Below are 25,979 nucleotides of genomic sequence, written 5' to 3'. Positions count from 1 at the left end.
CTTTATGGCGAGGTGGGCTCACGCGGCGGCCTGCGCAGTGCGCTGGCGGGCCGCCTTCCAGTTCCAAGCCAGCAGCTCCTTGGTTCGCCCGGACACGATGCGCTCCAGCACGTCGGCGAGGTAGGCCTGCGGATTGAGCCCATGGAGCTTTGCCGTGTTCACGATCGATGCCAGGATTGCCCAGCTCTCGGCGCCGCCCTCGCTGCCGCTGAACAAGAGTTGCGTCTTCCCATGGCAAACGGGCGCATTGAACGCTCGACCGTATTGCCGTCGACCTCGACGCGGACGTTACGGAGGAACAGCGTCAGCCCGTTCCAGTGATTGAGCGCGTAGTTGATCGCCTCCGCCAGCTTCGACTGCGAGAAGAGCTGGTCGACAATCGCGGTCAGTCGCGCCTTGAGTGCCGCCATCAACGATGCGCTCCTGGTGCAGCGGACGGCCAGCCGCTGCTCGGCAGTGCTGCCGCGGATCCCCGCCTCGTTGGCATAGACCGCCTGCAGGCGTTCGATCACCTCGCGCGCGAACGGCGACTGGGTCGTTTTGAACACCTCGACGAATTTGCGTCGAGCATGGGCGAGACAAAAAGTAAGCTGGATCGCGCCGCCATGGTCGCGGGCGAGCGCCTTGTAGGCAGCATAACCATCCACCTGCACAATACCGGAAAAGCCCTTCAATTGTCCGGCGATCTCCTCGGTGCCGCGGCCGTTGGCGAACACGTAGGCGACCGCCGGCGGCGAGGGGCCGCCCCATGGCCGATCATCCATGGCATGTGCCCAGAACTGGCAGATGCGGGTGCGATGTCGTCCGGGATCGAGCGCCGGCATTGGTGTCTCATCGCAGAACAGGCGCGGCGAGGCCTGGATTGTGCGCAGCTGAAGCTCATAGAGGGCACGCTTCACCCAGTCGGCCAGCGTGGCGCGGTCGAGATGGACACCCTGGCCGGCCAAAATTTGCACCTGTCGGTACGGCGGCAGATACCAGGCGAAGTTCGAGACCACCACGTGGCTCACGAGTGGGGTCGAAGCCATGCCGCTCTCGATCAGGCGCGGCGGCACCTTCGCTTGGACCACACCATCGGTGCAGCTGCGGCAGCCATATTTGGGGGGATCGTGCGCAGCACCCGCAGGATCGCCGGGATGATGTCCAGCACCTCGCTGACGTCCTCGCCGATTTTGTGGAGCTGACCCTGGCAGACGGGCAAGCCGTCGCCTCCGGCTGCAGCACCTGCTCGCAGCGCGGCAGGTGCTTTGGGAGTGCGCCGATGTTGCGGCGCGCCTTCTTGCGTATCTTGCCGGGCGGCTTCGCCGCAGGCGCATCGTCGTTGGCCTGCACAGGCAACGTGGCGTCGGTCTCGAGATCGCCCAGCTCAAGCGCGAGTTGCTCGTCCACGAGCACCGCAAGTCGCTCCGAGCGCTTCCCGAAGATCATCTCCTTGAGCGTCTGCATCGCCGCACGCAGCTTCTCGTTCTCCGCGTCAAGCGCGAGCACCATCTCGGTCAGAGCTGACGGATCGGTCGGGAGAGCGTCGGGGCGAATCGCCATAACCAGACGATACATCCGCGCCACAGGCTCCAGCGAAATCCCCACCTCTCAGCCGACAACGGCCGGCTGCTTCACAGGCTTGGGTGAGACACGCTTCCACTCAAGCCCATCGATCAGCATCGCGAGCTGCGTCGCGCTCAGATACACCACGCCGTCGCGGATCGGCGGCCAGGTGAAGCGTCCCTCGTGCGACCACTTCGTCATCAGGATCATACCGCTACCGTCCCACGCCAGAAGCTTCACTCTGTCCATGCGCTTGCTGCGGAACACGAAGACGTCGCCGCAATACGGGTTCGCATGCAACCCTTCGCTCACCAACGCCGACAGCGTGTGCACCGACTTGCGGAAATCGACCGGCTGTGTCGCTAACACCACCTTGAGGTCAGATCGTAACGCAATCACCGGTCGCCTCGGAGCGCCGCCAGCACAGTCGAAAGCGTCGCCAGCTCCACTCCCGGCTCGACCCGAATGCGCGCCCGCTCATCTCGATCTCGATGACCCCGGCGAGCTTGGTGACCGGCGCAGCGATCTCCAACGACCTCGTCTGCACCGGCGAAACACGCGCGGGCTCGCCAGCCGTGTCGCCTCCGCTCTCCGCCTCGACGTGGATCGGCACGAAGCTCGGCGCCTTCCCGGCCACCGCCGCCGCAACCTGGCGTCGCCACACCGTGAGCAGCCCGCGGGCAACACCGTTGCGGCGCGCCACCTCGGAAATGTTGACATCAGCCTCAAAGCTCTCCGCCACGATCCGGGCCTTCTCCTCGTCCGTCCATCGTGGCGCCCCCGGTCCCCCGTGATCACCTCAATGCGACGATACGAGTCGCCTTCCTGCCTGGCATCAAGCATGGCATTTGCCATCGTTGCACCTCCACCGATCGGCTCATGCCAGGCTGTATCGCAGGCGAACCTCGCGACGCGAGGTGGGCCCCTCATGCCGGTTACGTTCTATCCTGCTCTGAGTTCGCCCCGGCAGTTGGAGTTGTCCTCTAGGGGTGGGAGGGACGCGAGCTGGCACGGAGCCTTCGGCATGCGCAGCTCCACATCCCGGCGGGGATGGTAGGTCGTGGCGAACTCGGACGGGGTTTTCCACCCGAGCTGCGAGTGCGATCGTGTGTTTTAATCGGACCGTCCAGCATCGAAGCGCGAAGCGGGCTTGGGCCAATGAGGTGAACAGCGTCTCGTTCAACAGTTCATCGCGCAGCCGACCGTTGATGCGGAAGACGGCCCCGCTCTCTCGGCGACGGTGATATCGTGCCAGATGTGCTGGCGGCAGAAGGAGTCAATCAAGATGAACATCGCGACTATTGGGTTGGACATTTCAAAGTTCGCTGTTCACCTCCATGCGGTTGATGATGAAGGACGCGTGGTCTGTCGCCAACGCCTGCGGCGTGGCGAGATCATCGCCTTCTTCTCATCACTGTCATCCTGCCTAGTCGGCATCGAGGCTTGTGCTTCCGCGCACCACTGGGCACGCGAGATCCAGCGGCTTGGTCACGATGTGAGATTGATTCCGCCGGCATATGTAAAGCCCTACGTTCGGCGAGGAGCTAAGAACGATGCCACTGATGCGGCCGCAATCTGCGAAGCAGTTGCTCGCCCTAACATGCGGTTCGTTCCGATCAAGAGCGTCGAGATTCTTGATGCTTCATCGAGCGAGAGGCCTGCTGGTTCGTCAGAGGACTATGACATCTTGTGCCATCCGAGCCCATTTTGCCGAGTTCGGAGTTATTGTTGGGCAAGGCCGACAAAGGGTGGATGGTTTGGTGCAAATGTTGGACGATGATCAGTTATCGCTGCCGACTACGGCGCGCATGGCGCTGGCAGCGCTTGTGAACCAGATGAAGGAAGTCGACCGGCAGATTGAAGCCATCGAGCGAGAGTTGGCTCAGATCCAGAGAGCGCATCCAGTGGCGAGGTTGCTTGCTCCCATCCCGGGCGTCGGCCCCATAACGGCTACAGCCCTTGCTGCCACCGTTCCCGATCCAATCATGTTCCGTTCCGGGCGGGAGTTCGCAGCTTGGCTCGGCCTAACGCCAAGGCAGAACTCAACTGGTGGAAAAGATCGGCTCGGCCGCATAACGAAGCAGGGAGATTCCTATCTTAGGCACTTGCTGGTCATCGGAGCACGTAACGTCGTCCGGTTCCCAAAGGCTCGCTCACGGGTCGGAGGCGGATGGATCGAAGCTCTCCTCGAGCGACGTCGACCCATGGTGGTCGCTATCGCCGTCGCCAACAAGTTGGCTCGGATCGTCTGGGCGATGATGACGACTGGGGAGTATTATAGGCCGACATCCCCCGCGTGAAGCTGCGGATGCGGCTAACAAGGTGCGAGGGCAAATGACAGCGTGATGAAAACCGGCGGAGCTGGGGATCGAGAAAGCCCGAAGAGCTTTAAGCGCAACGAGCGCGACCCGTTGATGAGGCCTCGATCCGCGATCTCCATCAGGGCCAGCGACCATGGTATCGGTCGCACCAAAAGGCCGTATACATGAACGCACCCGACCGACATCAAAATGTTGTTGAAACCTCTTGCACCCGCGGGGCCGTCTATACATGAAGCTTTCGATGAAGGCATTCTGGATGGGCTTGCCCGGTGCAATGTAGTGTGATGCGCCACGGCTCTGATCAGTCCATATCAGGATGGCGTTGCTGCAATCATCAGTCGATCCAGTTCCCACATCACAAGAAGCCCGGAGAGGGAGGTGTGGGTCACCAGGGCCGCGCGCACTCGCAGGTACAATGGTCGACCGACGGTCAGGATGCGAAAGCGGCGGCCGCAGGTCAGTTGGTCCCCTGAATGCTGGCGTCGCTGACGCCGTACTTGCGGCAAAGATGGCCCATTGAGACCCCGGCCTCGTGCTGCCGCAAGGTCTCGATGATCTGCTCTTCCGTAAGACAGCTCTTTGGTCCTCGCCTTGGGCCAGAACGAACTTCAAACTGGATCAAGCCCGTGGGCAAGGTCAGAGCCTGAATGTTGACCGTCGCTTGTAGCACTCGCCTTCACCGCGTTTTTGCCAAAAAAGACTATGAGAGCCGCGCCTGCCGCAATGGTATTGAGAGAGCAAGTCCTTCGGCGGGCCAGAGCAAGCTCCGGTGTCTCGGTCGTGCCTCGAGCCCGCGGACTCCAGGTGATCGACAGCTGGGTGTGGTCGCCGGAGGAGAAGCCCAGAGGGCCATTATCCAGTGCGCCGAGGCTGCCGCTGGTCCTCTCCAATAGCTGCCAGCAGGGCATCTAGCGAGATGCTGTGTGATGAACTATCATTTCCAAGGGGCCAACGGAATCCCTGTTCAGGCAGCTACTGCTCCGTCATACTTGTAACATATCCTCACGCGTCGGGTTTGTGACACCGCGTGCTACCGCTGCGTCTTCAAAACGCCTGGAGCCTGCGAAGTAACTCGCTTGCGACCTTGCTGCGCGAAAGTCTTGGCATGGTCCTTGCTGCTACAAAAAGCACCAATGACACAAGCGCGATCACATCGATGCACAAAGCAAGTGAACGTTTTGACGGCTCCAGTCTCCACGTCCGCGCGGCACTGACCCACACGCATGGAGGGGCGAACCGGACAGCGATGCAATCTTCTGACGCAGCGCCGGCGCCGCAAGCCTTCGAGGCTCCACAGTTATTGCCGAGAGATCGCGGACCCTTACGAAGAGTGACTGCGTCGCTTCGCGGATCCTACGTCCAAGTTGGCGCCGCTATCTTCGATGCGCTTCTGCCGATCACACCTCTGCAGCCCCTTATTTTCCGCGTTTACATCATAGTGTGTACTGGAGGCCGTCATGCCTGAGGCTTATATCTACGATCACGTCCGGACCCCTCGTGGACGTGGCACGTCCGACGGCGCACTCCACGAGGTGACAACGCTGCAGCTTGCAACTGAACCTCTCCACGCCCTGAAGGAGCGGAACAACCTGCGCGCTGATGCCGTTGACGACGTTATCCTCGGTGTAGTCGATCCGATCGGCGAGGCGGGTTCGGATATTGCTCGTTTAGCGGCTCTGAAGGCAGGCCTCGGCGAAGCCGTACCGGGAGTGCAGATCAGCCGCCTCTGCGCTTCGGGCCTGGATGCGCTCAACTTCGCTGCCGCGCAGATCATAAGTGGACAAAACGAACTCGTGATCGGCGGCGGCGCGGAATCGATGAGCCGAGTCGGCATCGGCGCGTCCCGTGGCGCTTGGGCGATTGATCCCTCGATTGCCATCCCTACTTGTTTCATGCCCCAGGCCCTTTCAGCCGACCTGATCGCGACAAAATATGGTTTCTCCCGTGAGGATGTGGATGCTTATGCGGTGCAGAGCCAAAAGCGTGCCGCCAATGCCTGGGACGATGGCCGCTTTAACCACTCTGTGGTGCCGGTAAGAGACATTAACGGACTCACAATTCTTGCCAAGGACGAGCATATGCGGTCGAACACGACGATGCAGTCGCTTGCGCAGCTGCAACCCTCCTGTGCTGAAATGACCGAACGCGCGAGTTTTGACGCTGTGGCCATCCAGTCGCATCCTGAGATCGAACGGATCAACTATGTGCATCATGCCGGCAACTCATCGGGAAGGGTTGACGGCGCCTGCGGCATACTGCTCGGAAATGAAGTCGCGGGGGTGAAGTACGACATAAGGGCGCGCGCGAAGATTCGAGCCTTTGCCAACATCGGCTCCGCAATAATGACAGGTTCTATCAGCGTCACTGAAAAGCTATTCGTGCGTTCTGGTATGAAGAAGTCGGATATCGATCTGTTCGAGGTGAATGAGACGTTCTCTTCAGTCGTGTTGCGATATATCCAGGCATTCGAGATAGATAATTGCAAAATCAATGTCAATGGTGGCGCGATCGCGCTTGGCCATCCGCGAGGCGCGACTGGCGCTATGATCCTTGGCACTGTGCTTGATGAGCTTGAGCGTTCGCAAAAGTCAACCGCGTTAGTGGCGCTGTGCGTCGGCGGCGGCATGGGTAGCGCGATGATCATAGAGCGAGTGTGATGGCGGTGCTCGGTAGCAGACTAGCAAAGCCCGCGGTCATCATAGCCGGTCGAATTGCGAGAGGTCTGTAGATTCGCTAATCCGCGATCATTCCTCTCCTTACTAGTCGCATCGAGGAGCATCAAATGGCATACAAGAATTTCAGAGTGGAAGCAGACCTCAACGGAATTGCGCTGGTAGCTTGGGACACTCCTGACCGCTCAACCAACGTCCTGGACATGACGGCGCTCTTCGAGCTTGAAGAACTCGTGAAGCAGATATCGAGTGATGCCGCCGTGAAGGGCGTTGTCGTTACCTCGGCCAAGCAAGAGTTTTCAAGTGGGGCCGATCTCTCAATGCTCTATGGCCTGAGCCAAAGATATGCCCAGACGGCTATCGAAGGGCGGCAAGGTGCCGCGGCCCAGCTGCTCTTCGACGAGAGCCGCCGCCCGTCGCTCGTGTTTCGCGCGATTGAGACTTCAGGCAAGCCATGGGTCGCCGCCATAAACGGCTCGGCGCTTGGGGTCGGCTTCGAGCTGACGCTGTCTTGTCACCATCGTATTGCGTCGGACAGTCCCAAGACGCGGCTCGGCTTGCCTGACCTCAAGGTCGGACTGCTTTCTGGCGCTGGCGGAACGCAGAGGGTGCCACGCATTGTCGGGCTAGGGGATGCGATCCAGATCCTCAAAGGCCAAGAGATCCCTTTGGCGCGCGCAAAGGCGCTGAAGCTGATTGACGCCATCGTCCCTCCAGACGTGCTGATACAGTCAGCAAAGAACTGGCTCCTGTGCGGCGGCAAGGCCGTGGCTCCTTGGGACCACGAGAACTTCAAATTACCTAGCGGCCCTGTTTATTGCAATGCTAGCAGGATGACTTTCCGAACTGCTAACGCCATTCACCGGCGCGAAACCTACGACAACTATCCAGCTGCGCGCGCTCTCTTGAGCTGTCTATACGAGGGATTGCAGCTGCCGATGGATGCAGCCCTGCGTGTAGAATCGCGCTATTTCGCTAACGTTCTAAGGTCGAGGGAAGCTCGGGCCATGATCCGCACCCTCTCCCTCTCGCCATCGGAGTTGGGGGCTGGCGCCCGCCGGCCGCAAAACGTTCCCTTCATCGAAATTAGAAAGCTTGCCGTAATTGGCGCTGGCTTCATGGGCGCTAGCGTCGGTTATTTATCAGCGCGGGCGGGTATCGAGGTCGTTCTCATCAATCGTCGCCAGGAGAGTGCAGACAAAGCCAAGGCGCACGCTGAAATGGCGTTAAACGATCTCATCACCAAAGGCCGCGCGAACGAGATTGAGCGCGATCTTGCACTCTCGCGTATTACTGCCACGACGGACTACGGTGCTATAAAACGATGCGACCTAGTCATTGAGTCGGTACTGGAGGATCGCATGGTCAAGTGCGATGCATATTCCAGAGCGCAACCATTCCTGAGCCACCAGGCGATTGTTGCTTCGAATACTTCGACGCTACCGATAACTTCATTAGCCGAGGGCTTCGAGGATAAAACAAAATTCATCGGTATCCATTTCTTTTCACCAGCAGAGAAGATGATGCTGGTCGAGATTATTGTCGGCAAAAAGACCGGCGATGTCGCGATCGCGACTGCGCTGGATTACGTACGGAAGATTGGTAAGATACCCATTGTTGTGAACGACTCTCGAGGATTTTTTGCCAACCGGTGTGTTCGGCGATATACCTTTGAAGGTACCGAGATGTTTTTGGAGGGCGTGCCCCCAGCGATGATCGAGAACTGCGCGAGGATGGCTGGAATGCCAGTTGGGCCGCTCTCATTATGTGACGAAGTCGCTTTAGACCTCCGACTGAAAATAATGAAAGCAACGGAAGCCGATCTCGGCCCGAACGCGATCAATCCGGCTCACAAGCAACTAATGGTCAATCTTGTCGAGAAGCTGGGCCGCTTTGGTCGCAAGAACGGAAAGGGCTTTTACGAGTATCCAGAGAAGCGCGGGGCCCGGAAACGGCTATGGCCGGGGCTTACCTCTCTCCAGCCGAAGCATCTCGATCCCGGCGCCGTCGACATTGAGGAGCTGAAACTACGGTTCTTGGTGGTGCAGGCGGTCGAAGCCGCACGCACTGTTGCGGATCATGTCGTTATGGATCCGCGCGAAGCCGATGTAGGTTCAATCTTGGGATTCGGTTTCGCGGCCTTCACTGGTGGCGTGTTGTCTTACATCGATTTCATGGGTAGCAAGAAGTTCGTCGGGCTTTGCGGGCGACTGGAAGCGAAGTTTGGCGACCGCTTCTCGCCGCCTCAGCTCCTGCGGGAAATGGCGAGTAACGATCAGACCTTCTATGATCGGTTCGGCCAGACTTCCGCCGGTAGCACCAGCCATCTAGAGGCTCCTCAGGACAGAGCTTCTTATTCAATACGCTGAGTTTACTGATCGGATAAGTCGCGATACTGCGCCGGGAAATGTGTGGCCAGAAGGCATTCTCGACGGGGCAAAACTTCTTGGTCGGTGACGTCGAGTGTGGGCCGGAAGATACCGGCGTTGCGCCGGCCACTTGGAACATTTCACGTGTAGAGTGGTCGTCGCACGCGAGGCTCTCATGATGAAGATATTGTGGCCTGCGAGCGTGGGATGAGCACCTTTTCAACGGAGATCTCATGATGGAGTTCGACGGGACCATCGACACCCGCGGTTGATGCCCGTCGGTGAGAGCGGCGGCGCAGGCTGTTGTGTTCTATTGGCTGAACGGTGTTCCGACCGCCCAGGTGAGCTCCCTCCGCACATGCATGGTGAGGTGGATCGACCTCGCGGAAGGCTCTGATGCAACAACGACATTGTTCCGCAACGACGGCCTATGAAAAATGGCAGTAAGCGCTTATCCGCAACCCTATTGAGGCTGGCTTGACGTTTTGCGGAATCGGCCACGGCATGAGGTCTCCGATACGGCTTGGGGATGGTCGTCGATGATCGTCTCGAGTGTTTCGGCGATGTAGGCGGCCGGGTTGACGTCGTTGAGCTTGCAGGTCGCCACGATGGATGCGAGGAAGGCCCAGTTTTCGGCTCCGACCTCATGACCGGCGAAGAGCGCATTTTTTCTAGTCAGGCAGACTGGCCGGATGGCGTTCTCGACCGGGTTCGTGTCGAGCTCGAGGCGCCCGTCTTCGAGGAAGCGGGTCAGCCCTTGCCAGTGATTGAGCGCGTAGCGGATGTCCTCGGCGAGCGTCGATCCGCTGGAGATCATCGACAGCTGCATCTCGAACCAAGGCTTTAACGCGGCGACCATGGGCAGCGAATGCTCCTTGCGCGCGGCCAGCCGGGTGTCCGGCGATGAGCCGCGTACCATGGCTTCGATGGCGTAAAGCTGTGCGATGTGCCGAACGGCGGCCTCGGCAATCGGCGATTTGCTGTTGCGGGCAAATTTGACGAAGCGCTCGCAAATGGCTCCAGCAATGCACGAGTGTCCATGGCCCCTACGGTCGAACGACTTGGGTCAGCCGGTCATAACCGTCATAGGCATCGCATTGCAGGAAGCGTCCGCCAAAGCGATCCAGGAACTGCTCCGCTAAGGCACCGCTGCGACCGGGGGCATATCGGCAGCACGATCGGCGGACTTGGGCCGCTGTGGCCGCGTCGTCGGAGACGATCGCCCAGAAGTAGCCCTTCTTCGTTCGGCCTCGCCCGGGCTCGAGCACCGGCGCCGTGGTTTCGTCCATGAACAGACGATCCGCCATGGCCAGGCGGCGGCGCATGTGGTCCGCGATCGGCTGAAGATGGAAGCAGGCGCGGCCGGACAGTTTCCCAGTGTCGCCAGATCAAGCCGGATCCCCTGGCGCGCATAGATCTCGGCCTGACGGTAAAACGGCGTATGGTCGCCGAACTTGGAGACGATCACGTTCGCAATGGCCGCTTCGGTCGGCAGTCCACCAGGCACGACGTGTTCCGGTGCGTGGGCCTGCACGACGGGGCCCGAGCAACGGCGGCAGATGTATTTCAGGCGGCGCGTGACCAGCTCGCGCCATTGCGCCGGGATCACGTCGAGGCGTTTGCTGACGTCCTCGCCGATCTTCGTCATGGCGCCGCAACCGCACAGACACAGCGTGCTCGCAGGCTCGACGATCCGTTCCACCCGAGGCAAATGGGCAGGCAAGCAGCCGCGATTGCGATGAGAACCTTCCGGCACGCTCCGCGATCGACCCTGGATCACAGCCTCGGCTCTCTCCTGCGCCGCGTCCAGGATGCCTTGCGCGATCTCCACGTCTTCCAGCGGCAAGTGATACTGATCTGGCCGCAGCTTCTCGGATTTCGCGTCGCAATTCCCCGAGAATGAGCTCGAGCCGACGCCCCGCTTCCTCCGACGCTGCCAGCGCCCCCTGATGCTCGCTCGGGGCCGCCTGCGTTTGCGCCAAAAGCACCTTCAGGCGTTCATTTTCGTCGCGCAGTACCGCAATGCTTATGCGCTATTTCGAGCACATCGCCACTGCGCCTGCCACGCTCAAAATAGCTGCCGAGTCAATCTGCCGCAGTTATCCAGCCGCCTGGGAACGCCGCGCTTCTTCCGGGCGGACTAACCTCCAATCCAGCCCTTCGAACAGGGCTGCAAACGTCGCTGGCGATATGCGCATCACGCCGTCTGCGATCGTTGGCCAAACGAACTTGCAGCCCTCGAGGCGCTTGTGAACTAACAACAGGCCCGTTCGATCCCCGACCAAAATCTTGATCCGGTCCGCTCGTTTCGAGCGGAACACGAAAGCTGCGCCGCTGAACGGGTCGAGGCGAAGCATCTCCTGCACCTCCGCCGCAAGTCCATCGTGGCCACAGCGGAAGTCGATCGGCCGCGTCGCGATGTAAATCTTCAGATCGGCACCGGCCGCAATCATCGTGACGCTCGCACTGCGCGGATCACCCGGGACAGCTGCTCGCCATCTATGGCGGGGTCCGTCCGCAGCACGACATCCCCAATCGCGATCTCAAGCTTGATCGCCGGACCTGACCCTCCTGCAACGCGCTTTCCACGACCAGCGGTACGAATGTCGACTGCGACGCCTCGCACGGCGTCAACATGCCTCGCTGTCGAAAGCGTCGTCGCCAATCGTAAATCTGCCAGCGCGTCGCTCCGTGCTTGCGCGCCGCCTCGGACGCCTGGGCACCCGGTGATAGACTCTCGGCGACGATCCGAGCTCTCTCAGCCTCCGAACGCACGCGGCGTCCCGACGGTCCTTCAAGCACCTCCAGCCGGCTCACCCGCCCTCCCGATGAGCCGTCCAAATGGACGTCCTTTTTGCTGTCCAATCCCATCCCAAACCTCCGTCCAAGCCGGGCTTCTTCGCACGTTCATTCGAATTCTAACGCAATGGTATCGGCTTCGCGCTTACAAATGGCAAAGATACACTTCTTTGCGGGGGGCCCATCATATCATCAGAGAGCTTCGAAACTCCTCCCCAGAGTAGGTAGTATCACGAGTCTTGGAGACGACCCACTATGCTAACGGTCGTTGCTGCGGGGCTAGACGCCGGATGTTAGTTGGATCGTAGATGTGGGGTGTAGACATGAATAGCGTAGTGAACCTGTTGCAGCTCTCACGTTTTCTTCGAGTCTACGACGATGCGGCCGCCGAGAAGGATATTCAGCTTAGGATTGGGTTCGATTTCCACGAGTATGTCTCGATCACACGGTCCATTCCGACCAAATCGCCTACATATCCGATTTTTCGCCCCGATCGCTCACCGATCGAAGCAGGCGAGGGATACTGGCTTACAGGCGTCGACCATAACAACGAGGTCGCGCTAGTTATGGCTGCTCGACTGTATGACTTGACCCAGACGAGCCTAGCGGAGCATCTGGAGTCTTTAAAGTTCTTTTACGCAAACCCAACCAAACATGCCCATGCCACGGACTCCTGCACCTGTGCGGCGCCAACGGCCCGAGAGATCACTGGGAAAGTAGTTTACCATGGCGATGTTTGGGTGCGTGGTGACTATAGGGGCCAGGGCGTTCTCACAATCATGACGGGGATACTACGCGGCGTTACTCTTGCCATGTGGGATCCTGATTTCGTGTGTGGGCTTGCAGGAAGCTGGGCCCAGGACCGCGGCGTCTATAACACCATGCATCATGAGGAAGGCGGAGCCATCATACGTCTGGTCGAGGAGCAAATTGTTGCGGATGATTGGCTTCTGTGGACCACCGGCGAAGAATTGAGAGACCGTGTTAACTGTCACGAGAGGAGCAACAGACCATCAGCATCTGATAGATGACAGTCGTTGCATGAGAGATACCGTTCGCTATCCGACCTACAGGAGCAGCGAGTTGATATTTGACGGCTGTGTTTCGGCATGGAATAAGGGCTCTGACTCATATGTGGAACGGCCCGGGCTGCAAGATCTTTCTCTGGTTGAACAAGGGATGACGGTGCGGTCATATGTTCGGCCTGTGAACGCGGCGCCTGGCCGCTGGCCACGATGATATCCGCGGAAGCAATCGCCCAATCAATTTCTCGCGCTCGAAGCGCAGTGAGTCAGGCGGTCTGATTGCTACCGGGAATGACGTCATTCGGGGTTCATCCAGATTTGCACCTTGCCTCCTCGGCAGCGTTCTTCTTCCGCCGGAGAGCTCTTGAGATTAGGATTTCAGCATTGCGGCCGGCGCCTGATAGTTGCCGCCTCTGACCAGCAAGGCCCAGATCGTGCGCGCAATCTTATTAGCGAGCGCGACCGATACGACCTTGACCGGCCGTCTTTGCAGCATGGCCCGAATCCAGAGTGGGACTTTCAAGCCTCGTTTAGCAAGCTTGATGATAGAGGTCGCACCAACGATCAGGAGCGTCCGTAGTTGCCGATTTCCGCGCTTTGATATCGCGCCGAGCCTTTCTTTCCCGCCGCTCGACTGTGCCCTCGGTGTGAGCCCCGTCCAAGCCGCAAAATCTCGTGCAGTCGCAAAATCGCGAGCATCCACGACGGATGTCCGAACGGTAGCGGCGATGAGAGGACCGACACCCGGAATGCTCATCAGACGCCTTGCATCAGGGTCCTTTCTGACGGCAACCAAAATCCCTCTGTCGAGCTTCTCTATGCGGGTTGTAAGCAGCTCAATCTGTTCAGCGAATAGGATCAGGGCAAAGCGGGCGGCGCCGGGAGTCCTATTGTCTTTTTCGTCCCGGAGAAGCACCAGGAGTTTTGCGATGCTTGCCATGCCTGTGCCAGCGATAATGCCCAATTCGGCCATATGGGCACGCAGGGCATTTGCAGTCTGACTGCGCTGCTTCATCAGCATCTCTCGCGTTCGCAAAATCATGCTGGCTGCTTGTTGTTCGGCAGTCTTCACGGGCACGAACCGCATTGTCGGGCGGTTGACCGCCTCACAAATGGCTTCAGCATCCGCCGCGTCGGTCTTGTTTCGTTTGACGTAAGGCTTCACGTAGGCTGGCGGCATCATGCGGACAGAGTGGCCCAGCGCCGCTATCTCGCGCGCCAGTGATGGGCACTCGCACAGGCCTCCATACCTACCAAGCAAGCTGGGAGGCTCCGAAAGAAGGATAGAACCTGCGATCGCCGCAATGTGCGACGAACCAAGACTTTCCCGTTTTCGGCGGTGCCGTGAACTTGAAAGATCGACTTGGCCAAATCCAAACCCACTGTGATAATCTTCTCCATGGAACGGTCCTTCTTTTGTGGCGCCTCTCTACGCGACCACGTTAGGCACTTTTGATGCCAGTTCGAAGGGCCGTTCCACACCATCACTTTTGATGAAGTTCAAGCGTCGGCTCGCGTTAGTTTCACAAAGGAATCAATATGATGCAGCGAGCCCCACGTCCGTCGGCCTTGGTCCCTCGCGGATTTGACGTGGAAAGCGCGTTTTGTGATGGCGCTACGACCGTGATCACCGTACGCGCCACGAGCGGGACGAGTCTCTGTCCTAGCTGCGGGACCAGTTCTGGGCGGATCCATAGCCGATATCAGAGGCGCCTAAATGATCTGCCGCTGGCGGGGCGGCCGGTTCGCCTGGTGGTCGTGGCGCGTCGCTTCCGCTGCGTCACCGTTATGTGCAGTCGACGTATTTTCACCGAGCGGTTCGATGACGGGGCTCTGGCGCCGGGGGCGCGGCGAACGGCGCGGCTCGATCTTCTGGTCCATCACCTTGGCCTTGCCTTGGGTGGTCGCCCGGCGGCGAGTTTTGCCCGTCGACTTATGCTGCCCGTGAGCAACGACACATTGCTTCGGGTGGTTAGAAAGCGCGGGTGTCCGCCCTTTGCTGCGCCGAGCGTGATCGGCATCGACGATTGGGCCTGGCGGCGGAATCAGCGGTACGGAACGATCATCTGTGACCTCGAGCGGCGACGACCGATCACTCTCTTACCCGACAGAGAGCCAGCCACTGCACAGGCCTGGCTCGCGGGGCAGCCACAAATCGCTGTGGTCGCGCGCGACCGCGGCGGTGGTTATGCCCTTGCTGTGGCCAAGGCACTTCCGCAGGCCACCCAGGCCGCCGACCGTTGGCACCTCATGGAGAACGCCAGCCACGCCTTCCTGAATGCAGTTCGCGAATCCATGCGCCAGGTCCGCATCGCGGTCGGCTCCGCCACCATAATCCCACTTTAATGACCGCCGCCGAGCGCATTCAATATGAGGGCTATCTTCGGCGAGAAGATACCAACGCGGCAATCCTCAAACAGGCTGAGACGGGCATCTCCATAAAGGAGATCGTACGGCTCACCGGCCATAGCCGGGGCCTCATCCGCAGGGTATTGCGAGGTCAGCAATCCGACGTGTTCAGGGTGCGCGAGAGCTCGCTCGAGCACTACCTGCCATGGCTCAACGCTCAGTGGGCTACTGGCCATTGTAATGGCGCCGACCTTTGGCGTTGCCTCAAGGCGCAGGGATTTAGAGGCTCGCTGCGAGTCGTTGCCGAATGGGCGACCGCCGTCGACGTGCCGAAATGCCCAATGCTGAGAGCCTGCAGCGCATACCGTCCGCGAGAACGATCGCCCGCCTGATGACCAAGGGCCGCGAAACGCTATCAAAGTCAGAAACCGTCACCGTTGCGGCGATCGAGCAAGGCGTTCCTCTTCTGGTGGAAGCTCGAGAGATCATAGCCGCTTTCCATGCGATGATCTGCAAAGGCTCACGGAGAGCTTGAACCATGGTTGCAACGAGCATGCGCAAGCCTCGTCATGTCTTTCGCCAACGGCGTCATCAAGGACAAATCCGCCGTCAGCGCAGCCATTACCACGTCCTGGTCCAACGGACAGACCGAAGGCCAAATCAACAAACTCAAACCGGTCAAAGCCAAATGTACGGACGCGCCAAGCTCGACTTGCTGCAGGCTCGGCTAATCGGCGCCACATGACCAGTGCTGCACCAAAATTGCGTCAGAGCCCCTTTTGGATGCCGATAAGGGGTCCCACTCGAACGCCGATTGACATTCACGGCAACGTCACACTTGACAGATGCCATGGCACGAGCCGAACGGATAGATGCGGTTATGTGCGTGATCTACTCAGTACGGCGGCAGGGCGCGGAGCCAAAAAGTTGCCCGCCTTGGCTGTCTGCCCACGAGACTACGGATGATCGATACTGCTTGCGCGCGCCTTGCGCTATGTGCCACCTCATCCTGATTTCATCGCAATGACAATACCTCGCAAACTCGGTGTGCTATTGGGCAAAGCTCGGTATGGCTGCATATGTGGACCGCTCCGCGTGGTATCGAGCATTCCTAGTACAATGCGCTCGCCGAAACTACCAGCGGCTCTGCCAGTGATGTCGTCGCGGGTTGGCGTCCTCGATCGCCTCGTCAATGACAACCAAAAGCAGAATGGCGCTTTCGGACTATCCCATCAAGATCCGTCCGGCTCGGCGGCTATTTCGCGCGTACCAGCGATCCGCCCCCTGGCAATACCGTCATGTGGCGCGGGCTGTCGCGCCTCACCCACATCGCCTTTAGTCGGCTTGGTCGGAGGAGAATTCGTGGGCAATTGAAGCTCACCGGAGGAGGCTTACGCTTCTTTAACTGTGCCCCATCCAGTTTCTAACGTGCTGACCTGCTGTGGAGGCGATCGCGCGACGTCGCCAACACACGTCGACCGCAGCATGCAAACGTATGCCTCCAGTCGAGAAAGCATGAGCCACGATAGGAGTGAATGGTGCAGAACACACGCAGCTGAGAAGCCTTAGCACTGTCGATCACGTGCTCGCTATAGCGATGATCGAGGATGTTCGAGAGAAAGCGGTACCAGTGCGGAAGACATCGCTGCGCAGGGCAGAGCCCGCTGGCGTTCAAGCCAATGGCGGGCCACGCGTTAGTACGCGAAAACCGGCGTATCTGTCTTTGCGTACGTCCCGTCGATCAAACCAGAATGTCCCTGCATCGCCTCCTGAACGAGCGCAGCTTAAACGGTCTCCGCTGTGGGCACGTCAGCCGATGTCTCGATACGCGGAATACGACCCGTGGGACTTGTATGCGGTTCCTCCATCTCGTTGGCCCAGTAGCTTAGACTCTCATCCAATCCACAAGACCAGTCGAGGACTTCCTGCCAACTGATGTGCGCCGGTGCGCAGCAATACGGGGTTTTCATTCGAAAGCGCCTCGTCTACCACCGTGATGGCCGTCTGCGAGATGAACACTCTATTTCTGTTCGCTGCCTAAATGTGCCTTCCCGATTGCTTCCAGTACGGATCACGTAAGCGGCGCTTGAATATCTTCCCGGAATCTTCGCGTGGGAGGCCTGTCCGGATCTCGATGTGTCTCGGGATCTTGTAGTTAGCCAAGCAAGTTTTCAGCCGAGCGCGAATCTCGGTTACATCCAGCGTAACCCACGACTGCGGCTCGACGACCGCCATCAGCACCTCACCTAAGTCGGAATCCGGAACACCGAACACCGCGCAATCGTGAACGCCCGGCAGTCCGTGCAGTACCGCCTCGATCTCGGCCGGGTAGATATTGACCCCGCCCGAGATCACCATGTCGCGCTTCCGGTCGCAAATGAATACGTAGCCATCAGAATCAATGTAACCGATATCGCCAGAAGTGATGAAGCCGTCGCACTCGATCTCGGCGCGTTTGTCCGGTCTGTTGTGGTAGGTGAATTCAGGGTATGCCGGATTACGCGAGTAGATCTCGCCGAGCTCTCCCGCCGGCAAGACTTGCCCTTCGGCTCCCAGGAAGCGAACCTCCGTGCCTGGCGAAAGTCGGCCGACCGTACCTGGCTTATTCAACGCGTCCTCTGCGGTCGCAAAGGTGACGACTCCCGATTCTGTAGAGCCGTAGAACTCATAGATAATTGGGCCCCACCAACCGATCATGGCACGTTTGACGTCCGGGGGGCAGGGAGCTGCGGCATGGATCACGTGTTGCAGCGAGGACAAGTCGTACTTGCTTCGGACCGTTTCAGGCAGCTGTAGGAGGCGGTTGAACATGGTCGGAACCATAAACGTGGTGTCGACATTATGCACTTCGATAAGGCGCAAAAATTCCTCCGGCTCAAAGCGCGGCATCAGCACCAGTGCGCCGCCCAGCCTGCTCACATGGATGCTGAAGAAATTGGGAGCGGAATGATAAAGCGGCCCCGGCAGCAGCGCCCGCTTTCCACGTCCATAGATCATTGCGCGCATATGCTCCAGGGCCGAGTTCTCCTCCGTAGATGGTGCGGCCCGCCGCACCCCTTTAGGGTGGCCCGTTGTGCCGGACGTATAGATCATGCTCATCGGCTGCGGGGCAGCCCGTCCATGATAGTGCTCCTGCGCAGTGATCCAGTTTTCAAACTCAATTGCAAACGTCGGCCTTGCCGCCCGACTCGGATCGATCTCGTACGCAACAATGACTTCGGGCGGCGTCGGTATACTGAGAACGCTGACGCTCTCCGGAATGGTGTTCTCCAACGGATGCAAGAGGTCGGCATGGCCAACCAACACCGATGCCCCTGAATCCTCTAATATGAATCGGATCTCCGCCGGCTTGAAATGCCAGTTTACCGGTACGCCGTAGGCCCCGAGTTGCATAATGCCATGGGCAATTTCAATGAAGGCGATGTCGTTACGCATAAGTATAGCCACACAGTCGCCCTGGCGTACGTGCAGCCGATTGAGCCCGCCAGCGATGCGGCCTGCGCGACCGGTAACGTCGCTATGGGTGCGTCGCCGTTCGCCAGAAACAACTCCCAAAAACATTCGACGCGCGTCGCTCATGGTGTCCTTCCAGAACCGAAAGCAGAACTGACCACCTCTAGGCGGGGGGAGAAAGAGCCATTATCGCATTGTGCGGGGCTATTTGGGCTCGGCACGTCATCGCCTCGTCTCCCGCGAGGGCGTCGTCCTAAGCAGCCTCTGGAACGTAATGATCCTATGCAGCTCCATAAACTCCGCGTTGCGTTTGGGACTGTTTTCCGTTCGTTGAACAAAGTTGTGTGTCGGGGGCAGTTATGAATTCCATTTGCCATGTCCATGCAACCAACTCTCGCTGCGATGTCTGCCTTTGAGGGGGATCCGACCCGCGTATGGCGAGAACAAGGTGCCTGAACTCTTCCGTGCGCTACACTTGCGCGGCAACTAGTGTGACGCAGCAATGGCGAGCAACCATTCTCAAGTGTCTCATGCACCTGTCACCTGCTCAACCACCAGGTCTGGTGCTTGACTACAGCAAAAGACGCAAAAATTGATCATCCCAGACTGTGCGTCGTCTCGAATTGACACTACTTGCTGACAGAGATATCGAGCTCGAGTTCGCTGGACAGTTTGATCACGGCTTCTGGGTAACGACTATTTTTAGCCAGCGCGTACTTGAGCGCTTGTGCGCGATTTCTGAATAAGCCGCCAAAGATGCCGGTTTGTTCGCGAACAATCCAATTGCCTCGACGATCTTTGCCAACAAGAACAACCGGCGCTCTGGAGCAATGCGTAGCAGGAAGAGTAGGAGTCATACTTGCCATCTTTTCGTCAGTGCGAATGGACTAACGCCATTTATCGTTTCAAACGAAATCTACCCAAAACGGCAATGCTGACCTGCGGGAGTTTGGTAGGCATATTCTCGTCTGAAGCATGAATGCGCGGCGATGCGAAGCCAATCGTCCAATCTGCGACAATAGCTCAGTGCCTAACGATTTCGCTGGTTTGATAGAGCTCGCGTCCCCGGGCATTCTGAATTGATCGGTATTTACGAGGCAGAGAGCTTTCCAGAGCCTTCGGGACACAGGCGAGTCAGGAGTCCGGCGCGCGACGCTCCGCGTGCAACATCGTCCCCCCTTGAGGGCCAGCTTAGCACAGTTACCGAGCCTCTGTTTCAAGTCGTTGAACACCGGAATCCCTCAAGCTGAGCATTCGCTTCGACCGTTGATCCTGATGAGTGGGGCCTTTGTTGTGCTGTAATGCATCGCTGTCCCGTTACGCAGGCCCGGAGCTCGCTCATTCTTCACCGCAGCAATCGGTGTGCCACGATCTAATCCGCACCCGGGCGCCAGCCCCACAGAGCGTCCATCCAGCTGGTGGCATTTCCGTCCATCCGATTGGAATCGCAATTACCTAGGGCAGTGCGACCGCAGCTGGCCCGTGTTTCTGTCGTAATGCCGATCGCGCACTTGTCGCTGCCAGGACGTCCTGAGGCCGCGCCGGCTTTTCGGTCGGCTTCTAGATCTATGGCATCGGCTTCTTCTAAATTCGTAATCAACAATCGCGCTGTGTGATGTGAGGAGAGCACCGAAAGCTCACCTGCTATATCAATCCAGCGCGGAGTTAGTCAGAGAAAGAGATGTTAGTGTAAACCTCATGCTCGAATTGAATGCGGGTCAATTAGCCTTCCGTGAACTGCGGCCCCATAACTGCGCTTGGTGGCAAAGCATGCAAACTCCCCAACGATTGTGCGCTTTCTGACAGACAGCCGTACTATGACTACCATTCATAACGCCGATAGACGCGGTCCTGACTGACAATCGTTTGCAGCCAGCTGGCCCCTAACCCCGCTGTCAAACGCCATCCGGAATGAGCCCCCGCATTGCCTCACTAAAAGTGTTACCAAACAACTTCCTTTTGGTATCTGGGGCGGAGCTGCCGAATCAGTTCGGTGGTTGCTGTGGCTGGGAAGATCAGCATGCGCGCAAAGCGCGAGAGCACATCAGCGCTGGGCCGAGCGCTATCGAGCGGGCGGTCGACGCGAGAAGGGACGGATCCTTGACGAGCTTTGCGCGTCACGGGATGGCATCGCAAGCACGCGATCCGGGCACTGTCAGTCGACGAGCTATGGGTATCGACCGTGCTGCGGCGGCCGCGGCCGGACATACGGGTCTTCCATTCGCGATGCACTGATTGGGCTATAGGACGCCTCTGGCCGGTTCTGCAGTAAGCGGTTCGTCGCGATGATCCTGTTCTTGCTTCCGGCACGTGAACGGCACGGAAGATTAAATCTTTCTGCCGAGGAGCGCTCGCTGGCTTCCAAGGTGAGCCGGCGACGATCGACCGCCTACTGTGTGAGGTAAAGAGCGCAGCAGCCGGAGGACGCCGACGACGGGCGGGCTGCTCCAGTGCCGCACGGCGGCAGGTCCCGGTGCGCACGTTCAATGACAATGGTGGATTTCGCAACGGGGCGGACCGAATGCCTGCCGCTCGTCGTGCGTGAAACAGCTCTTGTGGTCGAGACGCGCAGAATCAATTTCCATGGCCCGTTCGTGGCCTCGAGTGTGACAACGACAGCGCCTTCATGAACGTCACGGTCGTGTCATGGTGCCGCTCTCACAATGCCGAGATAGCTCGTTCCAGGGCCTTCAAGAGGAACGATCAGGCATTCGTTGAGCAAACGAACGGCGCCGTCGTTCGCCGCTTGGTGGGCTGTCGACTGTTGGAAGGCATTGGTGGCGCCCGCTCATTAGCTCGCCTGTTTGCGGCGGCATGGCCGCACATCAATTCCTTCGAGCCTTCGTTTAAGCTCAAGGAGAAGCACCGCGAAGGCGCCAAAGTCGGCAAGCGCTATCTTCCGCCGTCAACGCCGTACGAACGAGCCTTGGTCCATCTGAATCTCGATCGGGCATTCAAACAAAGGCTGCGGGAGATCTACCGCTCGCTTGATCCGCTCGCATTGCTGGCGCAGACGCGGGATGCCCAAAACGAACTGGGCAAGCGCGTCGATCGGCGGGCTGGAATGTCAGGAATGACGCCCGCGCCGGTGCGAAGTGACGTGGTGGCCTTTGCCCGAGAGCTCGGCGATGGTTGGAACGCGGGCGAGCCGCGGATCATTAATCGGCGCCGCTATGTGCGGCGCAAGCCTGTGCCACGTCGGCCATCGATGCTCGAGCCCTACATTCCCATCATCGAAGAATGGCTTTCGGAGCCGCACTTGCCTACGGTTGATCTTCTCTCCCGGCTGGAAGTGCATGCGCCTGGTCGGTTCGGACGGCTTCAGCGGCGTACGGTGCAGCGGCTGGTGAAGAATTGGCGTTTAAGGGCCGCTCGACAGCTCATCAACAACCCAGAGATCACGTTAAGCATCGACCAACACTCCGTGCCTGAGGTCCGGGCCCGACAGCTACCTCCGCCTAATCACCGCAAGCCGCTCGCTCGCTATAGCGCTATGGAGGGCACGCTTCGCGAGCGGCTTGCTCGGACTCGTAGCAAGCCGAATCCAGGAACAAAGGAGTTTCCTTCGGTAACATTCTCGTCTGAGGCAATATGAGGGGGCAGCTTTCCATGGCGCTCGACACCCGCACGGCGGGCGACGTTCGCAGCCACTGAACGGCCTGCCCAAAAGACGCTCGAGGCGAAAAGACGTTTGGTACACCTTAATCGGCCATGCACGACTTCTCGACCCCACGATCGCGACAGACCGGCCGCATCTGCTGAGAGTTCTGTTGCAAGTGCTATCGCTTTCGCGACCTGTTGGACCGGCCATTGCCGGACTCGCCGCAGCACTAGCGGTCGAGCCGGGTTTCGACAGATCAGCGAGCCTACCTAACGATTGGGCTCGGCGCAAGGTGAAGGAAGCAGTTGCCAAACGGTAAAACGAGGCTGGTCTGGACGAAGGCAGCATAGTGTCGGGTTCCAGGTAAACAACACGAACAGCGGCAGAAGTATCTCTCATTCCGCCTCAGCTAGTGGGTTTGGCAGTTCGTGCTCGATCCGACAGTCCCGATAACGCTCCAGGTGCATCTGTAGCACCGAGCGGCTTGGCCACGGCTTCTGAAGAAACGCCTCGCGTTCTTTCAGCCAGAATTCGTCAGACAGCATGCGCGGCCTGAGCGCGTCGAACACTGCCTCGGTCTCTTCCCGTAAGATGCGCCATAGGCTTGTACCCGAGGGTGCATAGTGTTCGCGAAGGCACAACGCGACTTCATGAAGGTGGCAAACGAAGCAGGCATCGATGACGAATGAGCGGACCAGACTGATGTCGTCATCAAATGTGGTCGGTGTGATTCCTGTACGAACAAAGGGCTTGAGGTCATGGCCTCGCTCTTTAAAAAGGGGCGCGAAACTGCGCCCGTCGCCGAAATCGCGAATCAGCAGCTTTCGAGGGGCGCCCTTTTCGTCAAACAAGATCGTGCTGTTTTGCTGATGCGCCTCGAGAGCAACTCCGTAAAGAAGATACATCGCAAGCGTCGGCCAGATGACCGTCCTCAGGTAGGCGCGAAAGAATGCATACATGGTTGCTTCGCCGTCATCTCCGCTTCTCGCAATCAGCTCGCAAATGATCGGACGTCCATCGACGGGGCTTGCTGTTAGAAGCGCCGCGACAGTAACCGGCAATAGCCCATCATTTCTCGCCACAGGGTTGGAGTTCCGGTAGACAACAGAAAGAAAGCGTCCCGCATGCTCATCACCTGTCACCGGGTCGTGCAGGATTGCGCCCAGCTCTTCGGTCAGAATCTCCAACTTTGCAGCAATGTCGCCTTCCTTTGACAGAATGGCGGAAATGAGGGTGCTAAGACGTGGTCCCATGTGAATCGATTTTGCTTGCAAAGTGCGCTCCTCGCTCGTCATCCAGATCGCCACCGGCAGTTTGACAAAGGGCCGCGGTTCCTTTGTATCCGGCAGCATTGTGCGGAACGACATTGAAGGCAGCGTCATGAGTTCCGGACCATCCGGGTCGAAAACGCCGGAAGCTATCTGGGAGGCAAATTCGCGGCGAAGGAACTTGTCAAGGTGCCAACTATGGACGGGTAGTGGCAGCCAGTTCTCAGGCGACTTTCCACGCCTGTTCAATCCTTCAGCCCAGTCGCGCCAGAGCTCGGGAAAACTCCGCGAGAACCATTCCGAATAGCTTCGGACATGCGGCATCTTCTCCACGTAGGACCATTCTTTGCTTAACGCTGCGACACGGACGAGCACGCGAGCGCCGAATTCAGGCGACAAAGCGGTCACGTCCTCTGGCGGCAGGTCGGATTTTGCCTTCCATGCCGGGTAGAAGGGATGCCCCTCCAGCGAACCCCACTGATCAATCATGGCGGCCGCCAGATGGCACGGCAAGTTGCCTTCTAGATATGCGAGCAGTCCGCGTTCGCCTGCTTCGGCGATTTTCTTGCGCAACTCAGCGCTCCAGCGTTCCCGGTGACGACGCGCGAGGACATCGTTACGGATGCTGCCTTCCACGTCGCGCATTAAATGTTGGATGCCGTCTGATGCGGGCGAGATCTGCAAGGTAGGCGCGACCTGCTCGATGAAATCGCAGGGTCCATCGACTGTATGCGGAGCGCCGGTCTCATCCAGAAGTTCGACGGAACCGCGATTTTGCAACGTTCCGGCAGGCGCCCGGCGGAGATCGGTGAAATGTAAGACCCGGCGCGACTGCCAAAGAGGAAGCCAAGCTTGGTTGCAGGAGCGCGCCCATAATAATGCATTTGGGTCCAAAAGACGCTCGGCGAACAGGCACCGGATCAACCGCCGGAGCGCATTGCACGATGCGTCCGACCAAAGTCGGTCGGCACGGTCTTGAGGTTCGGGGTCCTGGGAGGAGGACAAAGTTTTACTCATGAGGCGTCCTCCGGCCAATTGTGGGGTTTGGAGGTGGCAGGCACCAGTATTTCAAGCGGCGCGATGGATCCTACGAGCTGCGCCCTGCCGGAACGTAGTACCTTAGTAAAAACGTTGGTTTGCGGCATTGATCAGAAGTCCTTTCCATGTGGCCAGAAGTGACACCCGATCGCCAGCACAAAGACCTGGTTCGAAAATGGTGTTCCTTCGTTCGGTGCTCCTCGGAGTTCGCATTGACATCAGCCCGACGCAATTCCAACTAAGCGGGCTCCGCGAATTCAGATCGTAACAGGGCTCAGGGGCACGGCAGAACTCGTGCGTACCTCGGATTCACCAGTCTTCCGTGCGGCAACTATGCGTTGCCCCTAGTGCGGGCAATCGGACCAGCAAAGGGCCGCCTTGTCTCTCAAGTGCGCCGGAGTCGATCAAAGGCAGAAGCGCTCGCGCTTGCAACTGCTCCAGCGCGGCAATGGAGCGATGGGACCATATGGCCGGGCCCTTTTTCCGCCTCGGAATGTGGACTTGCTCCGACCGAGGTCGTGTTCGCGTTACATGCAGTCATGCTGGTGTGAAATGCGAGAGGGAGCTCGGCGTTGGCCGAACGAATTGTTCTCGTTGCCGCTCCTGGCCACGCACGGTAGGTGTTCAGTCATCGTAGAGCTCCTCTTGAAGGTTGGTCTTCAGATTGGGAGTGCGTTTAGGATCGGGCGGACTGGTATCATTTTGATCGCGCTGTGTGAGCCTACTAGAATTAGTTGGCGCAGATCTGGGGGCGCGTTTGCGTGTTCAAACGGCGTGTTGCTCACGCCCATCTAGCGGCGTGCCGATTAGGGCGACCGACTGGGCAACAATCAGCACTTTACTCCCGCGCGAGTGCTCGAACCTGAGTCATTGGCGCAAGGTCATCTGGCGGGCAGCGGTCAACACCACACGCCCCAAGCAGCTGCGGACGAAGGAACCTGTTGCATGCGCAGCTCAAAAGGTCTCAGCAGAAAGTTCGGCTACTGTTGCATTCGGGCGGGCCTGATCGCTCGTAGTAGTCGCTCAAAGGTCGAGAGCCGCTCAGCGCTGGATGCGGTGTGCACCTGCGGGTTGACGGACCACGCAGATCAGTTCCCAGCAGCAGCGACAGCACGGGTCAGGCCATATTAGCCAAGCATCAGTACGCTCCTGATGCTTTCTTCGTGCCGTACCCGAGACACCGTCCAACTACCCACAAGAGGCCGTCGACCGCATAAGCTCGAAAAACACGACGGCAAGAGTCTCAGACTCGTAGATCAAGCGCGCCGGCACTATAGGCGCGGAGATCTTCCATGAGAGCGTCGGCGCAGCTGCCGCCACATGGTCAAAGTTGCGGTCCATGGCCGCCAGTATCTCTCTCAAAAATCGAGTGTGCTCCGCTACATGTTCGCTGGGGCGGGGCAATGTATTTTCCTGTGCTCGAACTGCCGCACAGGTCGCAAGCTCGGGAAATCCCGACGATCTTGACCTTGCCCCACGGGCTTAATCCAGTTTGAAGTTCGCTCTGGCCCAAGACGAGGACCAGAGCATGAAGCGCAA

The 25,979-nt window shown here is 58.9% G+C and carries 12 protein-coding genes and 7 pseudogenes; 6 read left to right on the top strand and 13 right to left on the bottom strand.

Annotation, left to right across the window (positions count from 1 at the left end; genetic code table 11):
• Nucleotides 1-18: 18 nt before the first annotated feature.
• From tnpC (AC0L3C_RS35015) to AC0L3C_RS35000, 4 genes and pseudogenes are all read right to left on the bottom strand, one after another.
• Nucleotides 19-1,542, bottom strand: a pseudogene (gene tnpC, locus AC0L3C_RS35015) (IS66 family transposase).
• 48 nt (nt 1,543-1,590) lie between these two features.
• Complete coding sequence (gene tnpB / locus AC0L3C_RS35010; RefSeq protein ID WP_473410286.1) at nt 1,591-1,944, bottom strand: IS66 family insertion sequence element accessory protein TnpB; 354 nt, start codon at nt 1,942-1,944, stop codon at nt 1,591-1,593.
• Entirely contained in the window at nt 1,925-2,287 is a 363-nt protein-coding gene (locus tag AC0L3C_RS35005; RefSeq protein ID WP_473410285.1) for a transposase, read from the bottom strand. Before AC0L3C_RS35005 ends, tnpB (AC0L3C_RS35010) begins: the two co-directional genes overlap by 20 nt.
• A 284-nt stretch (nt 2,288-2,571) precedes the next feature.
• Nucleotides 2,572-2,752: pseudogene (locus tag AC0L3C_RS35000) on the bottom strand (integrase core domain-containing protein); the annotation flags it as partial.
• Between the two features lie 78 nt (nt 2,753-2,830).
• On the opposite strand from AC0L3C_RS35000, the pseudogene AC0L3C_RS34995 reads away from it, so the two are divergent.
• Nucleotides 2,831-3,845: pseudogene (locus AC0L3C_RS34995) on the top strand (IS110 family RNA-guided transposase).
• Nucleotides 3,846-4,097: 252 nt separating this feature from the next.
• Here the strand turns inward: AC0L3C_RS34995 and AC0L3C_RS34990 are convergent.
• A pseudogene (locus AC0L3C_RS34990) lies at nt 4,098-4,290 on the bottom strand (IS3 family transposase); the annotation flags it as partial.
• 1,033 nt (nt 4,291-5,323) lie between these two features.
• Here AC0L3C_RS34990 and AC0L3C_RS34985 point away from each other — a divergent pair.
• Both AC0L3C_RS34985 and AC0L3C_RS34980 read left to right on the top strand, forming a co-directional pair.
• A complete protein-coding gene (locus AC0L3C_RS34985) occupies nt 5,324-6,523 on the top strand; it encodes an acetyl-CoA C-acetyltransferase (RefSeq protein ID WP_473410284.1) in 1,200 nt (399 codons plus the stop codon).
• Between the two features lie 125 nt (nt 6,524-6,648).
• The gene (locus AC0L3C_RS34980) at nt 6,649-8,907 is read left to right on the top strand and encodes a 3-hydroxyacyl-CoA dehydrogenase NAD-binding domain-containing protein (protein WP_473410283.1); all 2,259 of its coding nucleotides are present in this window, start codon (nt 6,649-6,651) and stop codon (nt 8,905-8,907) included.
• 463 nt (nt 8,908-9,370) lie between these two features.
• Here AC0L3C_RS34980 and AC0L3C_RS34975 read toward each other — a convergent pair whose 3' ends face one another.
• From AC0L3C_RS34975 to AC0L3C_RS34960, 4 genes and pseudogenes are all read right to left on the bottom strand, one after another.
• Nucleotides 9,371-9,853: an IS66 family transposase gene (locus AC0L3C_RS34975; RefSeq protein ID WP_473410292.1), complete on the bottom strand. Its 483-nt coding sequence runs from the start codon at nt 9,851-9,853 to the stop codon at nt 9,371-9,373.
• A gap of 100 nt (nt 9,854-9,953) precedes the next feature.
• A pseudogene (gene tnpC / locus AC0L3C_RS34970) lies at nt 9,954-10,738 on the bottom strand (IS66 family transposase).
• A gap of 268 nt (nt 10,739-11,006) precedes the next feature.
• Nucleotides 11,007-11,360 carry an IS66 family insertion sequence element accessory protein TnpB gene (gene tnpB, locus AC0L3C_RS34965; RefSeq protein ID WP_473410282.1) on the bottom strand — a complete coding sequence of 118 codons (354 nt, stop codon included), beginning with the start codon at nt 11,358-11,360 and terminating at the stop codon, nt 11,007-11,009.
• A 46-nt stretch (nt 11,361-11,406) separates the two neighbouring features.
• On the bottom strand, nt 11,407-11,778 hold the full coding sequence (locus AC0L3C_RS34960; protein ID WP_473410281.1) for a transposase: 372 nt from the start codon (nt 11,776-11,778) through the stop codon (nt 11,407-11,409).
• A 251-nt stretch (nt 11,779-12,029) separates the two neighbouring features.
• Here AC0L3C_RS34960 and AC0L3C_RS34955 point away from each other — a divergent pair, with 251 nt between their 5' ends.
• Nucleotides 12,030-12,737: a hypothetical protein gene (locus AC0L3C_RS34955; protein WP_473410280.1), complete on the top strand. Its 708-nt coding sequence runs from the start codon at nt 12,030-12,032 to the stop codon at nt 12,735-12,737.
• A gap of 364 nt (nt 12,738-13,101) precedes the next feature.
• On the opposite strand, the pseudogene AC0L3C_RS34950 reads toward AC0L3C_RS34955, so the two are convergent.
• Nucleotides 13,102-14,132, bottom strand: a pseudogene (locus tag AC0L3C_RS34950) (IS110 family RNA-guided transposase).
• A gap of 141 nt (nt 14,133-14,273) precedes the next feature.
• Here AC0L3C_RS34950 and AC0L3C_RS34945 point away from each other — a divergent pair.
• Nucleotides 14,274-15,825, top strand: a pseudogene (locus tag AC0L3C_RS34945) (ISL3 family transposase).
• Between the two features lie 1,292 nt (nt 15,826-17,117).
• On the opposite strand, the gene AC0L3C_RS34940 reads toward AC0L3C_RS34945, so the two are convergent.
• Both AC0L3C_RS34940 and AC0L3C_RS34935 read right to left on the bottom strand, forming a co-directional pair.
• Nucleotides 17,118-18,659: an acyl-CoA synthetase gene (locus AC0L3C_RS34940; protein ID WP_473410279.1), complete on the bottom strand. Its 1,542-nt coding sequence runs from the start codon at nt 18,657-18,659 to the stop codon at nt 17,118-17,120.
• Nucleotides 18,660-19,162: 503 nt separating this feature from the next.
• Complete coding sequence (locus tag AC0L3C_RS34935) at nt 19,163-19,390, bottom strand: hypothetical protein (protein ID WP_473410278.1); 228 nt, start codon at nt 19,388-19,390, stop codon at nt 19,163-19,165.
• 1,769 nt (nt 19,391-21,159) lie between these two features.
• Here AC0L3C_RS34935 and AC0L3C_RS34930 point away from each other — a divergent pair.
• Entirely contained in the window at nt 21,160-22,128 is a 969-nt protein-coding gene (locus tag AC0L3C_RS34930; protein ID WP_473410277.1) for a hypothetical protein, read from the top strand.
• A gap of 401 nt (nt 22,129-22,529) precedes the next feature.
• Here AC0L3C_RS34930 and AC0L3C_RS34925 read toward each other — a convergent pair whose 3' ends face one another.
• The gene (locus AC0L3C_RS34925; protein WP_473410276.1) at nt 22,530-24,419 is read right to left on the bottom strand and encodes an IucA/IucC family protein; all 1,890 of its coding nucleotides are present in this window, start codon (nt 24,417-24,419) and stop codon (nt 22,530-22,532) included.
• Nucleotides 24,420-25,979: the final 1,560 nt, after the last annotated feature.

Source organism: Bradyrhizobium sp. WSM4872 (genome assembly GCF_055811715.1).
The sequence above is the reverse complement of the archived record's forward strand: the minus strand, read 5'-3'. Positions and strand labels throughout refer to the sequence as shown.

Coding starts and splice junctions, on each gene's coding strand:
- AC0L3C_RS34985 (WP_473410284.1), top strand. CDS start 5,324: ATGCCTGAGGCTTATATCTACGATCACGTCCGGACCCCTCGTGGACGT.
- AC0L3C_RS34980 (WP_473410283.1), top strand. CDS start 6,649: ATGGCATACAAGAATTTCAGAGTGGAAGCAGACCTCAACGGAATTGCG.
- tnpB (WP_473410282.1), bottom strand. CDS start 11,360: ATGATTGCGGCCGGTGCCGATCTGAAGATTTACATCGCGACGCGGCCG.
- AC0L3C_RS34960 (WP_473410281.1), bottom strand. CDS start 11,778: ATGGGATTGGACAGCAAAAAGGACGTCCATTTGGACGGCTCATCGGGA.
- AC0L3C_RS34955 (WP_473410280.1), top strand. CDS start 12,030: ATGAATAGCGTAGTGAACCTGTTGCAGCTCTCACGTTTTCTTCGAGTC.
- AC0L3C_RS34940 (WP_473410279.1), bottom strand. CDS start 18,659: ATGAGCGACGCGCGTCGAATGTTTTTGGGAGTTGTTTCTGGCGAACGG.
- AC0L3C_RS34935 (WP_473410278.1), bottom strand. CDS start 19,390: ATGACTCCTACTCTTCCTGCTACGCATTGCTCCAGAGCGCCGGTTGTT.
- AC0L3C_RS34930 (WP_473410277.1), top strand. CDS start 21,160: ATGAACGTCACGGTCGTGTCATGGTGCCGCTCTCACAATGCCGAGATA.
- AC0L3C_RS34925 (WP_473410276.1), bottom strand. CDS start 24,419: ATGAGTAAAACTTTGTCCTCCTCCCAGGACCCCGAACCTCAAGACCGT.